This window comes from Fictibacillus macauensis ZFHKF-1, from assembly GCF_000269865.1.
GTDB classification, from domain to species: domain Bacteria; phylum Bacillota; class Bacilli; order Bacillales; family Fictibacillaceae; genus Fictibacillus_C; species Fictibacillus_C macauensis.
On record NZ_AKKV01000030.1, the window covers coordinates 104,161 to 119,902 of the forward strand.

General features: G+C 40.2%; 15 protein-coding genes. 4 read left to right on the top strand and 11 right to left on the bottom strand.

Going from position 1 to position 15,742, the window contains the following annotated elements; genetic code table 11:
- Positions 1–2 precede the first annotated feature (2 nt).
- Positions 3–881, bottom strand: coding sequence for a branched-chain amino acid ABC transporter permease (locus A374_RS13710; RefSeq protein WP_007202824.1), 879 nt, complete (start codon positions 879–881; stop codon positions 3–5).
- Between the two features lie 83 nt (positions 882–964).
- Positions 965–2,137 (bottom strand): ABC transporter substrate-binding protein, encoded by a 1,173-nt coding sequence (locus tag A374_RS13715; RefSeq protein ID WP_007202825.1) that lies wholly within the window; start codon positions 2,135–2,137, stop codon positions 965–967.
- A gap of 401 nt (positions 2,138–2,538) precedes the next feature.
- Here A374_RS13715 and A374_RS13720 point away from each other — a divergent pair, with 401 nt between their 5' ends.
- Both A374_RS13720 and A374_RS13725 read left to right on the top strand, forming a co-directional pair.
- Complete coding sequence (locus A374_RS13720) at positions 2,539–4,200, top strand: glutamine--tRNA ligase/YqeY domain fusion protein (RefSeq protein ID WP_007202826.1); 1,662 nt, start codon at positions 2,539–2,541, stop codon at positions 4,198–4,200.
- Between the two features lie 222 nt (positions 4,201–4,422).
- Positions 4,423–5,715 carry a CitMHS family transporter gene (locus A374_RS13725; RefSeq protein WP_007202827.1) on the top strand — a complete coding sequence of 431 codons (1,293 nt, stop codon included), beginning with the start codon at positions 4,423–4,425 and terminating at the stop codon, positions 5,713–5,715.
- 52 nt (positions 5,716–5,767) lie between these two features.
- On the opposite strand, the gene A374_RS13730 is transcribed toward A374_RS13725, so the two are convergent.
- The 5 genes from A374_RS13730 to A374_RS13750 all read right to left on the bottom strand — a co-directional run bounded on the left by A374_RS13730 (position 5,768) and on the right by A374_RS13750 (position 11,118).
- Complete coding sequence (locus A374_RS13730) at positions 5,768–6,205, bottom strand: DUF6526 family protein (protein ID WP_238535179.1); 438 nt, start codon at positions 6,203–6,205, stop codon at positions 5,768–5,770.
- An 8-nt stretch (positions 6,206–6,213) separates the two neighbouring features.
- Positions 6,214–7,311, bottom strand: coding sequence for an ABC transporter permease (locus tag A374_RS13735; protein WP_007202829.1), 1,098 nt, complete (start codon positions 7,309–7,311; stop codon positions 6,214–6,216).
- Positions 7,308–8,237, bottom strand: coding sequence for an ABC transporter ATP-binding protein (locus A374_RS13740; RefSeq protein ID WP_007202830.1), 930 nt, complete (start codon positions 8,235–8,237; stop codon positions 7,308–7,310). Before A374_RS13740 ends, A374_RS13735 begins: the two co-directional genes overlap by 4 nt.
- Positions 8,238–8,391: 154 nt before the next feature.
- Entirely contained in the window at positions 8,392–9,468 is a 1,077-nt protein-coding gene (locus A374_RS13745; protein WP_007202831.1) for a toxic anion resistance protein, read from the bottom strand.
- Between the two features lie 24 nt (positions 9,469–9,492).
- Positions 9,493–11,118: a YceG family protein gene (locus A374_RS13750; RefSeq protein ID WP_007202832.1), complete on the bottom strand. Its 1,626-nt coding sequence runs from the start codon at positions 11,116–11,118 to the stop codon at positions 9,493–9,495.
- 161 nt (positions 11,119–11,279) lie between these two features.
- On the opposite strand from A374_RS13750, the gene A374_RS13755 reads away from it, so the two are divergent.
- Both A374_RS13755 and gpmA read left to right on the top strand, forming a co-directional pair.
- Positions 11,280–11,924, top strand: a complete 645-nt coding sequence (locus A374_RS13755) for an SDR family oxidoreductase (protein ID WP_007202833.1) — start codon at positions 11,280–11,282, stop codon at positions 11,922–11,924.
- 139 nt (positions 11,925–12,063) lie between these two features.
- Entirely contained in the window at positions 12,064–12,831 is a 768-nt protein-coding gene (gene gpmA / locus A374_RS13760; protein ID WP_007202834.1) for a 2,3-diphosphoglycerate-dependent phosphoglycerate mutase, read from the top strand.
- Here the strand turns inward: gpmA and A374_RS19580 are convergent.
- The 4 genes from A374_RS19580 to A374_RS13780 are packed head-to-tail and all read right to left on the bottom strand — an operon-like array spanning position 12,828 to position 15,733.
- Complete coding sequence (locus tag A374_RS19580; RefSeq protein WP_007202835.1) at positions 12,828–13,262, bottom strand: SRPBCC domain-containing protein; 435 nt, start codon at positions 13,260–13,262, stop codon at positions 12,828–12,830. The genes gpmA and A374_RS19580 overlap by 4 nt on opposite strands.
- Positions 13,255–13,806 (bottom strand): M15 family metallopeptidase, encoded by a 552-nt coding sequence (locus A374_RS13770; protein WP_007202836.1) that lies wholly within the window; start codon positions 13,804–13,806, stop codon positions 13,255–13,257. The genes A374_RS19580 and A374_RS13770 overlap by 8 nt, the downstream gene beginning before the upstream one ends.
- Before the next feature lie 5 nt (positions 13,807–13,811).
- A complete protein-coding gene (locus A374_RS13775) occupies positions 13,812–14,180 on the bottom strand; it encodes an SCP2 sterol-binding domain-containing protein (RefSeq protein ID WP_007202837.1) in 369 nt (122 codons plus the stop codon).
- A 17-nt stretch (positions 14,181–14,197) separates the two neighbouring features.
- The gene (locus A374_RS13780) at positions 14,198–15,733 is read right to left on the bottom strand and encodes an aldehyde dehydrogenase family protein (protein WP_007202838.1); all 1,536 of its coding nucleotides are present in this window, start codon (positions 15,731–15,733) and stop codon (positions 14,198–14,200) included.
- Positions 15,734–15,742 lie beyond the last annotated feature (9 nt).

Sequence of the window (15,742 nt, forward strand, 5' to 3'; positions counted from 1 at the left end):
TCCTATACCTTTTCTCTTCTGTTCTTACCGAACAATCCAGACGGCATAAAGACGAGAATAAGAATAAGTACAATAAAGGCTGCTCCATCTCGCCATAAAGAGAAACCAATCGCACTAACAAATGATTCAATGACCCCAAGCAATAAGCCGCCAACCATTGCACCAGGTAAAATGCCAATTCCACCGAGCACGGCCGCTACGAATGCTTTTAATCCAGGTATGATCCCCATAAGCGGTTCAATCTTCGTATAATAGACACCGAAGATTACACCCGCAGCTCCTGCTAGTGCTGATCCTATAGCAAACGTATAGGAAATTGTTCTGTTCACATTAATGCCCATTAACTGTGCAGCTTCAGCATCATATGAAACAGCGCGCATTGATTTCCCCATCTTTGTTTTATGTACAATAAACTGCAATAGAATCATTAATGCGATGGAGACTCCAAGAATGAGAATCGCTTGACTCTCAATTTCAGCGCCAAAAAGGTTGATTTTAAAATCTGGTAAAACATCTCTTGGATACGCCTCAAGCTGTGCGCCTCGTACGTAGATAAATCCATATTCAATTAATAAGGAAACACCAATTGCTGTAATGAGAGCTGCAATGCGTGTGGCATTACGCAACGGCTTATAAGCAATCCGTTCAATGAGCATTCCAAATATTGCACAAACAACCATTGAGACAAGCAACGCTGCTACAAAAGGTAAATGTAAAACCGTTATGCTATAAAAACCAACAAAGGAACCAACCATAAATACATCACCGTGCGCAAAGTTAATTAATTTAACGATCCCGTATACCATTGTATAGCCGAGTGCAATTAACGCATAAATGCTACCAACAGAAATTCCATTGACGAGCTGCTGGACATATTCCATCTGTAAAACGCTCCTTTATCAAGCTTTTTTTAGAATACAATAGCGAACCAGGGAGCGCTCGCCCCCTGCCCCGCTTTCGTGTGTTACGGGTTGATTTTCGTATTGAACACTTGCTTACCCTCTTTGTATTCTAGGATGGATGCAGACTTAATTGGATCGTGCTTTTTATCAAGCGTTAATTTTCCAGAAACGAGTGTTAATTCTTTTGTTTCTTCTAACGCTTTTTTAATCGTTTCAGGCGTAACATCTCCTGCTCGTTTAATAGCATCTGCTAAATAATAAGCGGTATCGTAGCCTAGTGCACTAAAAGCATCTGGTGATTTTCCGCCATATTTCTTTTTAAAAGCCGAAACAAACGTTTGAATTTTTTTATCAGGATCAGCTGCGGAGTAATGGTTTGTAATATACGTTTTATTTAAGGCTTTATCACCAGCAATTTCTACAAGCTTCGGAGAATCCCAGCCATCTCCACCCATAATTGGCACCTTAATGCCTAAATCCCGTGCTTGCTTAATAATAAGACCAACTTCTTCATAATAGCCTGGTAGAAAAATGAAATCTGGTTTTGCAGCCTTTAAGCGTGTTAACGTCGCTCTAAAATCTGTGTCTTTTGCCACATATGCTTCTTCCGCAACGATCCTTCCACCTTTTTGCTTATAGGCATCTTTAAAAGCTGCGGATAGTCCTTTCGAATAGTCACTTGCACTATCAATAAATACAGCCGCTTTTTTCGTTTTCAATTTGTCCAAGGCGAAATTAGCAGCTACAGTACCTTGAAAAGGGTCAATAAAGCACGTACGGAAGACGTAGTCATTTACTTTCCCATCTTTATTCGTAATATCAGGATTTGTCCCTGTAGGTGTAATAAGCGGTACTTTATTTTTGTTAGCAATCTGTACTTGTGCGAGTGTATCAGTACTCGTAGCCGAACCGATAATGGCAGCTACTTTATCGCGACTTACAAGTTTAATAGAACCACTCGTTGCTTCGGCAGCATCGGACTTATTATCCACTTTTACGAGCTTAATCTTTTTACCTTTAATGCCACCCTTATTGATTTCATCCAAACCGAGCTGTAATCCCTCATTTATTGATTGACCATAAGAAGCTGTGTTTCCAGACAGCTCCAAATTCGCACCAATTACGATTTCTTTACTATCTGTGCCGCCATTTGTTGCATTTGATCCACAACCTGCTAGTATACTTGCGGTTAAAGATAATGATACTAATGTGCCTGCCCATGCCTTCTTTTTCATGTTCAATCCCCCTCTTTTTTGGATAAATCATCATTAATGTTTAAATATTGTAAATAAAATCAATATTCTGAAAATATTTTACATTATTTCCATACCACCCGTCTATAGTACGATATTGAAGTGAATATTCCTGCTTCTTACTAAAATATTACTACGTTGCAGGACAAATGATTCTTCGACAAAAATTTCTGTGTACACGCATGTGGGAAAGCACAGTGTGTGTTTTCTATTTTTTGCTAATACTATCGATAGACAGACTTCTCAAGCGCTTCTTACTCGTACAAGATCCATTTTTTTAATTCTTATCTATTCTTTTCACACTTCACTAACAATGACAATTTTGTTTCCGCCTAACGAGTGCTATAATGGGGAAATAGAATAAACAGAAAGGCTGATACGGGATGGAAGAAAACTCTAATTTTATACGAAGTATCATTAAAGAAGATTTAGCTTCAGGTAAACGAAAGAATGTGGTAACACGCTTTCCACCAGAACCAAATGGTTATCTACATATCGGACATGCAAAGTCGATCGTGATTAACTTTGGAATAGCCGATGAATTTAATGGAACGACTAATTTACGTTTCGATGATACGAATCCATTAAAGGAAGATCAAGAATACGTAGATGCAATTAAACATGATGTGGAATGGCTAGGTTATCAGTGGGAAAACCTCCACTATGCTTCTAACTATTTCTCAGAAATGTATGAGCGTGCAGTCCTTCTGATCAAAAAAGGAAAAGCGTATGTAGATGATCTTTCTGCAGAAGAAATTCGTGAATACCGCGGCACACTAACAGAACCCGGTAAAGAAAGTCCGTACCGCAATCGTACAGTAGAAGAAAATCTCGATCTCTTTCTTCGTATGAAAAATGGTGAATTCGAAAACGGACAAAAAGTGCTACGCGCAAAAATTGATATGACTGCTGGGAATATTAATATGCGTGATCCGGTACTTTATCGCGTGTCTCATGCAACCCACCATAATACAGGAGATACGTGGTGCATTTACCCGATGTATGCATTCGCTCATCCTCTAGAAGATGCCATTGAAGAGGTTACGCATTCACTTTGTACAACTGAATTCGAAGAGCAACGTCCACTGTATAACTGGGTCATTGAAGAATGTGAGATGGAAGCTAAACCGCAACAAATAGAATTTGGTCGCTTGAACATTGAGAATACAGTAATGAGTAAGCGTAAATTAAAGCAGCTTGTTGATGAAAACTATGTAGATGGCTGGGATGATCCGCGTATGCCAACCATTTCTGGACTGCGTCGCAAAGGTTTTACTCCTGAATCTATTCGTGAATTTGTTCAAGCAACCGGCGTATCCAAAGGTTCCGGTGCAGTTGACGAAGCTATGCTTGATCACTTTGTGCGTGAAGATTTAAAAATGAAAGCACCGCGCACCATGGGTATTCTTAACCCATTAAAGGTCGTGATTACGAACTATCCAGAAGGACAAGTAGAAATGCTTGATGCTGAGATCAATCCAGAAAACCCGGAAATGGGCTCTCGTCAAATTCCGTTTTCCCGGGAAATTTATGTCGAACAAGATGATTTCATGGAAGATCCTCCAAAAAAATATTTCCGCCTTTTCCCTGGAAATGAAGTTCGTTTAAAGCATGCTTACTTCATTAAGTGCGAAGAAGTAATTAAGGATGATGAAGGGAACGTCATTGAATTACGCTGTACGTATGATCCAGAAACGAAAAGTGGTTCTGGCTTTACGGGGCGTAAAGTCAAAGGAACGCTTCACTGGGTTGAAGCAACACAAGCTGTGTCAGCACAATTCCGCTTATATGAACCACTCATTCGTGATGAAGATTTAAAATCGGCTGACGGAAATGAAGGGAAAACATTCCTCGATTTTGTAAATGAGCAGTCATTAAGTATTCAACACGGCTTCATTGAGCCAACTATGAAAGACAGCAAGCCACATGATAAGTTCCAATTTTTCCGTCATGGCTATTTTAATGTTGATCCAAAACATACAACAGAAGAGCAACTTGTTTTTAACCGTATTGTTTCATTAAAAAGCTCCTTTAAATTAAAATAAGCACGAAAAGAGAACCTAGTGAAAACTAGGTTCTTTTTCTGTATCACGGCATATGCCGCATCAATACGGTGGATGCACCGCAGCTATGCAGTGATGCCTTCTATCTTATGTAAAAGCGATGATTTCAAAATTCCCTTTTGATACCAACTTTTTTATTTGTTATGCTTATTATTAAGTAGTGAAACTTTTTTGTATACAGGATTGAAACAGGAGGGGAACGCAATGTTAGCGCTTTTAGGCTTTCTATTAATTCTTACTTTCATGATACTAATTTTAACGAAACGATTAACTGCCATTGTAGCACTTATCATTGTTCCCGTTATATTCGGCTTAATTGGAGGCTTTACAACAGAGCTAGGTCCGATGGCTTTAGAAGGCATTAAAAGCGTTGCTCCAACAGGAATCATGATCTTATTTGCCATTCTTTATTTCGGCATCCTCATTGATGCCGGTGTATTTGACTCCGTCATTGCGCTCATTTTAAGAATTGTAAAAGGCGACCCTGTAAAAATCACACTTGGAACAGCCATACTTGCTTTGTTCATTTCACTAGATGGTGATGGAACGACAACTTATATGATTACGATATCTGCGATGTTACCACTCTATAAGCGTATTGGGATGCGTCCTTTGCTCTTAGCTGGAATTGCGGTTTCTGCGTCCGGAGTCATGAATTTACTTCCATGGGGTGGACCGACGGCGCGAGCCATGACAGCACTTCATCTAGAAATGTCTGATATTTTCACGCCAGTTATTCCAGCAATGATTGGAGGCATACTTTTTGTCCTGTTCATGGCTTATACACTAGGGAAAAAGGAGCGTAAACGCATCGGAGTCATTCCAATTGAAGGAGATTCCACTCCCTTTTTAAGCGCAGCACTTCAATCAAATAGTTTGAAGAGGCCTCAGCTTTTAGTACCTAACGTCACTATTACCTTGTTATTGCTTGTAGCCTTAATTATGGAATGGTTACCACCTACCGTCCTTTTTATGGTTGGCTTTGCTGTTGTTATTACGCTGAACTATCCAAATCGTAGCACTCAAAAAGAGCGCGTTGCTCAGTATGCTGACAATGCCTTATCCGTTGTTAGCATGGTTTTTGCAGCCGGTATATTCACTGGCATTTTATCAGGTACTAAAATGATTGACGAAATTGCAAGCGTTATCATTTCAAATGTGCCTGCTGGAGCTGGTTCTCATTTCGCTCTTATTACAGCTATTTTGAGTGCTCCTCTTACTTTTTTCATGTCTAATGATGCCTTTTATTATGGTGTGCTCCCCTTGCTTGCTAAAGCAGGCGCTGGTTTTGGCATTGATCCAGCCATGATTGGGCGTGCGTCTTTATTAGGACTACCTGTGCACTTATTAAGTCCACTCGTTCCTTCTACTTATTTGCTTGTTGGCATGGTTGGTGAAGAATTTGGCGATCTTCAACGTACTTTTTTGAAGTGGGCTTGCGGTAGTACCCTCGTTATGATCATTGTTGCTTCAGTATTTGCCATCATTTCACTTTAAATAAGAAAATCCGAGTGGGTTGCAAAAAATCGCAAACACTCGGATTGTATCGTTATAGGCGATTATAATCACCTTTCCACTGTTGAATCTCTTTTTTAATGGTGGCAGGCTCTAATCCTTCTTTTACCGCCCGTTCACACAAACTAGGAAATTCCTCATCACTAGCAAAGCGTAAAGCTACGACTTGACCGATAGAAAGTAAAGAAGGCAAACGCTCACCTGTTAAAATATAATAACGCAATGCTTCTTCTGCACGAATAGCCCGATCTTGTGCCCGTAACGGATACATACGAAGCAACATAAACGTTATAAGGACGACAATAGAGAGTAGAAAGAGAACGACAGAAAGCAGTTTATTTTCTCCGTGTATCCAAGACGTAATAAGGTATGTGATGGCTGTGCCAAAACTAGCAAGAACAAAGATTGACAACACATAATGATAGAGTGGATGCATTCGTGCATGATTCTTTAAATTTTGTTGTTCCATCATCTCATCTCCTATTCCCATTTAAAGGTTATACTTGCAATTACAAAAGCAATGATTAGCCATCCGGCTAGAATGAGCGCCTCCATCCCTAAGGAGGCAAAGGAAACACCTACATTCATCGTCTCTCGCAATGCTGTAGACAGATGAGAGATAGGGAGCAATTTAATAATCGGTTGCAAAAAGTCGGGCATATCTTTAATTGGAAAAAACACACCGCCCAGAAAAAGCATTGGAAACGATAGAAAACCAGCAATTGGTGCTGCACTTTCCGGTGTTTTAGCGATGCCCGCAATAATAAAGCCAATGGCCATAAAAGCTAGGGTACCCAGAATAACAAAAGCAATTACTGACAGCCATGAGCCTCTAATAGCAACGCCAAAGACCATGCGTGCTACACCTAAAACAATGAGCGCTTGCAACCCATTTAATACGAGGCGCGCGGTAATTTGTGCAGCAATAAACGTATGGGCCTTTAACATGGTGCCTTGCATTCTCCGTAAGATCCCGCGTTCACGCCAAGAAGCAATTTGCCCAGCAACACCATTCATATTGTTATTTAAGATCATCATCGCAACGATTCCTGGCACAAGAAAATCAATATAACTTAAATGTAGCGATTCAATACCCTCAGGTTGAATAACGACTGATGGCTTGTATTTGGTTTGTTTTTTACTAATCGTATCAATTGCATTATTAACAAGCTGTTGTCCTACTTGCGATACGGTTAAATTTGTTTCATCGTAATAGACAGGTAAAGCAAAAGGTGAGCCTGCACCTTTCTGCTTGATCCGCTCTTCATATCCTTTTGGAATTTGCAAAACGATTTGCAAATCACCTTGTTTTAGTGACGAAATGGCTTGCTCTTTTGTATTTTTTGCTTCAAAAGATAAGGCTTTATTTTTCTTTAACAACGAGAGTAATTCGTGCGATTGTGGGCTTTTGTCAGCATCGACAACGCCTACTGTTACGGAAATCCCCCCGCCTTTTCCTAACGTAAAACCAAGGACTACCATTAAAAAAATAGGAAAGGCTAGCGTCCAAAACAATACTTGTTTATTGCGAATAAAAATACGTAGCTGCGCTAAAGTTAACTGCCAATAAGCTTTCATTCTTCACGCAAGCTCCTTCCTGTCATATGGATAAAAACATCCTCTAAGGTAGCTGTCCTCGTTTGTAAATCTTCTAACGCAATCTGCCGTTCACTTGCTGTTTGGATTAAGCTTGTTAAGGTCAATTGCAAATCATCACTGTACAGAACGACTTCCTTTTCTTTGCAGTCTGCTTTCGTAACACCTTCAACCTTGGCCCATTCATTCAAATCTACTTCTGAAGAAACAGAAAAGGAAATCGCACTTGCCGCGTGAAGATTTCTCACTAATGTCTCTGGTGTGTCGAGTGCAATGAGCTCTCCACGATCCATAATCGCAATGCGGTCACATAACACATGCGCTTCGTCCATGTAATGCGTTGTAAGCACGATTGTTTTTCCTCGCTTTTTTAACTTTAAGACAATATCCCAAAGCGTTCGACGTGCCTGTGGATCAAGCCCTGTTGTTGGTTCATCAAGAAAAATAACCCAAGGATCATGTACAAGAGCGAGTGCAATAGCAAGCCGTTGTTTTTGACCACCAGATAAACTCTTAATGCGGCTTTTTCGCTTTTCGGTCAGAATCATATCATCAATCAATTCAGCAATCGGTAAATGCTTCGGATAAAAGCTACCATACATTTGTAAAATTTCCTCAACGGTTAATAACTCAAATAGTGTCGTAGATTGCAGCTGTACACCAATGACTTCTTTTACTTTTTGTAGCTCTTTACGAATATTAAAGGAGCCAATAAAGGCGGTCCCTTCCTCAGGTTTACGAAGACCGACCAACATTTCAAGTGTCGTTGTTTTTCCAGCACCATTAGGACCTAATAATCCAAAAACTTCTCCTTTTTGCACTTGAAAGGTTACCCCATTTACCGCAGTAAAATTGCCATAGCGTTTCACTAAAGAGTCAACTGTAATCATGGATTCCGCTTGCTTCATATTCTCACTCCATCTCCTTACCAGGTCCTTCTCGGGTTGTTTCGCGCAATCTCTTTACTGTATGCAGCGACTGAACCATTCATTTCAAAAAAGAACACAACAGGCCATATAGCGCCTACACCACATCCTGCTCTAAAACTCAACAGAAGAGAGTTTACTGCGACAGTACGCGTTTTGCATCTTCTCGCAACGTTTCTAAACGCTTCCGATCTTCAACACGCTTTAGGGATTGCTCATCTTTCACTTTTTTGTATTCATCAATTCCTTTTACAATCGTTCCCCACATTTCTTCAATCGTTTCCATTTTGATACTCGAACTACCCGTTTGCCGCGCAATATCAATACTTTGATTCATAATGTCGCTCGTTACTTGTTTCAACCGTTCATTCGTCCGTTCTTCAAATGCCTGAAGCGCATCAGAATGTAGCTTTTGACGTTTTGCATGCACCGACTGGATAATCCCCATTTTAAAAATCGGAATCGTTGTAATAAAGGCGCTATTAATTTTAGCAACAAGATCATTATTACCGCGCTGCATTGTTTTTAGTTGAGGAGCAGCAATGACTGCTACCATTCTAGCTTTTTCTAAGTCATCCACTTTACGTTCTAATAATTCTTTAGCAGCATGTACATTTTCAAGCTCAATACGCGCTAACTGGTCACCGCCATTCACACGCTCTTCTAGTTTGGGTAAAATGGTTGTTTTCACTTCTTCAAGCTTCAGTTCAGCTGCCACAGAATACTTCTCTAGTTCATAGTAATATTCAATATCTTCCTGATAAAGCCCTTCAATATCGTTATTCATGCGCTTAAGCTCATCTTCAATAATGGCAAATTGTGCATGAATTTGATCAATTTCATTTCCCATCGTTTGATACTTTTTAAAAATAGCTTCTGCTGTTTGCTTAGCACGTTTAAATAGCTTATCCATGAATCCAGGTTCTTTTGTTAACTCTTTACTATCAAAGCGTTTCATCACTTTTTCTAGCTTATTTAATAACTGACTAGATTCTTCTAATTTCGTTACCGACATAGAATCTAAAATGCGATCAGAAAAGCGTGACAAGCGCTCTGCTGGTTCCTTACCTAAAGAGAGCAATTCATTTTGATCTCTTAAATCCATAGCTTGTACTAGTTGTAGGACTTGTGGTTCATTGCGAAGCTGCTCGCGAAGTTGATTCGCACTTCCTTCATTTAAATCCTGTTTTTGCAACTGTAATTCTGTGGTCATAACAACCTCTCCTCTTCAAACAATTTAGAAAATCTTGCGCACTAAGCGCTTAATTAGTGACCCTTTATGTTGCTCAGATGAAACATACAACTGTTCAAAAACAATATCTTCTAAATGATGAACATCATAATGCATCGAATCAATAAAATGTTCAATATCTGATTGTCCTGAAGGATTGTACATAATAATGTCTACACCAAGCGTATTCAACAAGAGAAGAAGCGCCGCATCCTCTCTTGTAAAGCCTCCATTGAATTCTGTATGATAAAGGACTACTTTCGGTACACTCTTCGGATAATCATACTGCTGTAACAAGCGTAATAGCTCTTCTGGCAGAAACGTGGCTTGTTGGAAAAGAAAAATTTGCACGTCTTTTGTCTGCTCATGTTGCGCTTTCAACAGCTTAGGATGTTCACTATACGATTTAATAGCTGAAGCGAGTGTGAACTGTAACCCTTTTGGTAAATGATCATATTGCCACCAATGGCTATCCATCATTTTCTGAACAGATAATGTGCCATCATTTCCAAGTGCTTGTTCATAATGATATCGATAATTGCCTTTTACAGCTGGTGCATAGGGGAAACGTCGAATGCTTACTGTCAGGGGTTGTTCCTCCAAGCTGTGCATCTTATCCCAATAGTCTTCACGATCGTGCGAAACGCCGTGCACTTTGGCAAAGACAACAGGTAGCTTTACCGTCCGTCCTTCAATTTGGAAATCGGGACGAACCATCGCCTCTTCAACTCCATAAATGAAAATATCGTCATACGTCATTTTCATCGTTAATGGTAACGGCTGATGTTCTCGAAATTGCCATGGCTTATAGAAGCCTGACTCCTGATCGTGTAATAATTTCTCTAACTGCTGGGAGGCCCGATAAGCGACAGTCGCTCGCCGTTCCTGACGAGTGGTAGGAAAAGGTTGCAGAGCTACCTTGTTACCATACTCGTATTTGTGTGAGAACCTATTCGTTGGATCGATTCGAGCAAAATCATCTTGATGATCAGGATGAAAGATTAAGACGTCACACCCTAATTTCATAAGCAATAATAAAAAATACATATGACTTATTTTTAATGGTCCGTACCATATAACCTTTGGAAACGGATCTTCTACCGTCATATTAACGGTCCATTTTTCCCAATGGTTTTTTAACCATTTTATAATATCAATGACAACACGCCTAAATTCAGTCGAGAGCAAGCCGCTTTGCTCTTTTTCTTGGAAGAATTCCATCACTTCAATGAGCTGTTGCTGAAGATGGCGATTAAGTGTAGGGTCACTATGCTGCGGAAGAAGACGTCTTCCTACCATAAAAGCAATAAGACGTTTAATCGAAAGACCATTCGGCTCTTGATGATGAAGATTCATCACTTCTTGAATCTGTTGAAAAATAGGAGGTTCAATATGTTTGTCGAGCTCTTCACTGAGCACATGATAAGTAGGATCTTCTTTAAAATCAATTAGCGTATTATAATAGCTTTCCTCTTCAAGAGGCACACCTAGCACACGAATTGCCACAGTCCAAAACGCATGTGTCTGTTCTGCTTGCTGTCCGCTAGCTAGCGGACGAGTGATTTGTTGAAATTGTTCAAACCATTCCGAGTTCAATGGAGATAACTGTGGCTTGATTTGCTCATAACCCATCTCCTCACTCCTTTCCACAAAAAAGCTTCTTCCCTTAGTATATCGGTTATTTTCACGCTTTGCACAATAAACCATTATGTTTTTGCGAGCAAATCACTTGAATGCAGCCATTGCTTTTTGAAATACTAGTTCATACTTAGAAATGAAGGAGTGAAGCAAGGATGAACATCTTTTTAGTAGGCGCAAACGGACAAATTGGACAAAAAATCGTAACACTTCTTTCCAACCATCCCGATCATGCGGTTACAGCTATGGTGCGTGATGAACAACAAGCTGCTGCACTTCAACAACATGGTGTGAGTACAGCTACTGCGAACCTAGAAGGAACTGTAGGTGAACTGGCAAATGCCATGAGCGGACATGATGCCGTCATCTTTTCAGCTGGTTCTGGTGGACAGACAGGCTCTGATAAAACACTGCTCGTTGATTTAGATGGTGCGGTAAAAACGATGGAAGCCGCTCAACAAGCGAACATTTCTCGTTTTGTAATGGTGAGCGCGTTACAAGCTCATCATCGTGAAAATTGGAATGATCAGCTTTTACCTTACTATGTCGCTAAGCATTATGCCGATCGCATGTTAGAAGCAAGTGCTTTAAACTATACAATTGTGCGCCCCGGCGGACTCCTAAATGAAGACGGAACTGGCAAGGTTGCTATTGCTGAGAACTTACAGCATGGTTCTGTATCCCGCGAAGACGTCGCTCGCACGATTCTTGAAGTTTTACATGAAGAACGAACCTTTAAGCGTGCTTTTGATTTGACTGCTGGTAACACACCAATTGCAGAGGCACTTAAAACATTCTAGAAAAAAGCTGTTCAACCCGTTAGAGTTGAACAGCTTTTTTTCTTACCTATGTTTAATTCACCGGTTTTTGTGAAAAGAATAAGGTGGTTCATTTTTTACATAACGAGCAAACTCTAAAAAAACAATAGCAGGTGATTTCATGAAAAAACTTGTACTCATTCGACATGGTGAAAGTCTTTATAATTTAGAAAATCGCTTTACCGGCTGGATCGATGTTGATTTATCCGATGGAGGTTATCAAGAAGCACGAACAGCAGGCGCTATTCTTAAAAAACATGGATATGTATTTGATGTTGCTCACACATCTGTCCTAAAACGAGCAATTCGCACGCTTTGGATTATGTTACATGAAATGGATTTAGTGTGGATCCCTATTTATAACTCTTGGCGACTCAACGAGCGTCATTATGGTAAACTTCAAGGTCTTAATAAAGACGAAGTAAGACAACAATTCGGCGAAGAACAGGTGAATGAATGGCGCCGTTCTGCTACTATTGCTCCTCCTCCATTATCACATAATCAACATAAGCGAGACGTATCTGACCCCAAATATGCAGCGATTGCTCATGAGCTCATCCCTTTTACAGAAAGCTTACTAGATACTGAAGCACGCACGCTCGTATATTGGCATGAAACGCTCATTCCTAGCTTAAAGCACAATGATCGGATCCTGATCTCTGCTCATGGAAACACGTTACGTGCACTCGTAAAATACCTTGATTGTATACCAAATGACAACATTGCATCGTTGAATATTCCAAATGGTATCCCTCTTGTATATGAGTTAGACGAACAATTAAATCCGATTAAACGTTATTATCTAAATGAAGAGGGACCCATGGATGAGCACTGTATCCCACGCCATCTTGATTTAGATGATCAAGAAAATTGTGATTGGATGGGCTAAGAGGTTCCGTTAAGGTACTGCTCTAAAGATACTGAAGCTTGTTCATAGGCTTGTTGCATTTTCACTTGAAGAGAGGATGGAATGCAATAAGATAAACAACCTGTGAATTGCTCACCATGAACAAGCTTCGTTCCATTTTTATAAGGCTTTAGCTTCCAATAATGCCTACCGAATAGCACGCCTTTAACACCACCGGTCCAGGCTAGTGCTTGCTCGCTTTCCCAAACAGTAATAGTAGGACGAAACGAAAACGTAAGCGACTTGAAAAAAGGAGCTACAACTGTTGCTTGTAACGTCTCATGAACAGCGCCCCGTCCTTTTAAGGAATGAATTTGCGGATTCCACCTTCCATAGTGTTCGAAAGCTATTAATGCGTTCCAGACGTCGCTTGGAGAATGGGAAAGTATGCGCTCATCTCTAATTTCAATCATGTAATCTCCTTTGTGTTTCAGGTACTCGCTCACCATTTTGAAGCTCTGTAATACTCAATCCAAATTCCATTTGTAAGTGAGGGTAATCTTTAAATTCCCAATCTCCTCCCCATGAAAAACCAAGACGTTTTGCAAGTTTAACGACTTCCATCCAATCGGACAGTCCATTTTTATTTTCATCCATTCGCATATCCCAGACAACGGATCCATCTTTTTTTCGCAATGCAAAATCAATGGCTAGACCGTAATTATGGTACGACTCGCCTCCTCTAGCCGTTGTAACAATATTCCCCTTCTCGCTTCTTCCTTTAGCATATAGCTGGTTTTGCTTAGCAGATGACCGAAATCCATCGGTAACAAGAAGGGAAATACCTTTTGCTTTTGCTTGCGAGATGAGCTTATTTTTCCCAGCAACAACCGCAGGATGTAAGCCTGTAGGTAGTGGTGTTTGCCGCTTTTGCTCTTTTTGCTCTAGGAAATAATAGAGTAAAAAACTAGCTCCTAGTATACAAATAAGCACAAGCCCTCTTTTTTTACCGCTCATCGTTCTTACTTTTCAAAATAACGGCCTAGCTCGTACTGGCGAAGTAAACCTTCCATTTTGATGGCATGAACGAGACTACCATTTACTTTTAATTTCCCCATCATATAGGCTGCGGTACCATTTAATTGCCCAATTAATAACTTTTTAAAGCTTTTTCCTGATAAAAAAAGCGTGCATGCTGGCTCATAGGAAAGTTCCTCATGCACAGTTACTACTCCGTGATCGAAATGCATTTGAAAAGCATAATCCTCATCTATAATGGTAAATTGATACGTGATTCCTAACTCCTTTATTGGTCCAGGTTGTTCATTCATAAGTGTAGCTGTTTTTTTACTAATTTCTTGAATCGTATAGTTTTCAATGGCACTTGTCATAGCAGTTCCTCCTAGGATTATTGAGATTTTTTTAGTAGTTTACGATAGGCCGCTAGAAATGAAGGCCACTGTATTCGTTTTCCATAATAGGCAGTGATCAATTGCTTAAAATAAGGATACTTCCCAGCATACGGATACCAATTAACTTCTGTCGCCTTCTTGCCCTCATCTAGTAAAATAGCTTTTGGTTCAGTAAATAGTTCAATTCCAGCTCTGCCATGGTATCTCCCCAACCCACTGTTTTTCACTCCACCAAAAGGTAAATGAGGATTAGCAAAAGATACAACAACATCATTAATACAAACGGCTCCTGTTTCTAAACGTGCAGCTACCCGTTTTGCTTTTTCAATGTCTTTTGAAAACACACTTGCATTTAATCCAAATTCAGAATCATTAGCACAACGAACAGCTTCATCTTCTGACGAAAACGGCACTACGCAAAGTACAGGACCAAACGTCTCTTCCGACATGATCTTCATGTCCTCTGTTACATTGGTTAGAAGCACTGGTTCTAGCCGAAACGAATCGTTTTCATGCCAAGACTCATCATAAGAACCGACTTCTTGGATTGCCCCCTTTTCCATCGCATCACGCAAATGCTCTTTAACAATCGCTACTTGAGGAGCGAACGTCATGACTCCTAAATCCGTGTCATCACTTATCTCTTGACGAAGCGTATTCAATTCTTTTTTTAAAAGCTCAATAAACGGGGCATACACTGATTGTTGTACATAAATACGTTCCACAGACATACACACTTGTCCTGAATTCGTTAACGCTCCCCACACCGCCCCCTTTGCCGCACGCTCTAAATGAGCATCATCAAAAACAATCATTGGATCTTTTCCACTTAATTCAAGTGTCGTGCCAATCAATTGCTCAGCAGCAGCTTTTTGAATCTTTTTTCCTGTTTTAATAGAGCCCGTAAACAAAATATAGTTCGGAGAAGCGGCAACGAGACGTGCTCCAAGCTCTCCTGATCCATGAGCAACTTGTACCGTTCCATCTGGAAAGCCCGCTTTAGCAAATAAAGATTGAATTAGTTTACCAATCATTGGGGTAATTTCGGATGGTTTTAAGATTACACAATTACCTGAAACAAGTGCACTAAGCATAGGAATGACCGCTAAGGAAAACGGATAGTTCCACGGAGAAATAATAAGTACGGTCCCCTTTGGTTCATGTACGATATACGATTTTTTTCCTAATAAAGCGAGAGGCGTTTTTACTTTTTTCGTACGCAAAACGTCCTCACCATGTTTTTCAAGATGGCGAAGCGACTCGACGGTTGTTAATAATTCAGCTGTTATAGCCTCTACTTTAGGCTTACCGGCATCGCTAGCAATAATTTCCACGCAATGATCTAGCTCTTGTACTAAAAGTAAACGCAGTCGCTTAAAGTAGTGCAAACGCTCTCTAATCGGAAGCGTTTTCCATCCTTCAAAAGCTTCTCGTGCTTGTGCCATCATCTCTGGAACCATCTCGAGAGACGTCTCCTCCACTTCATCTATTACCTTACCTGTTGCTGGATTAATTGCCATTAATGTTCCCATCTCGTTCCC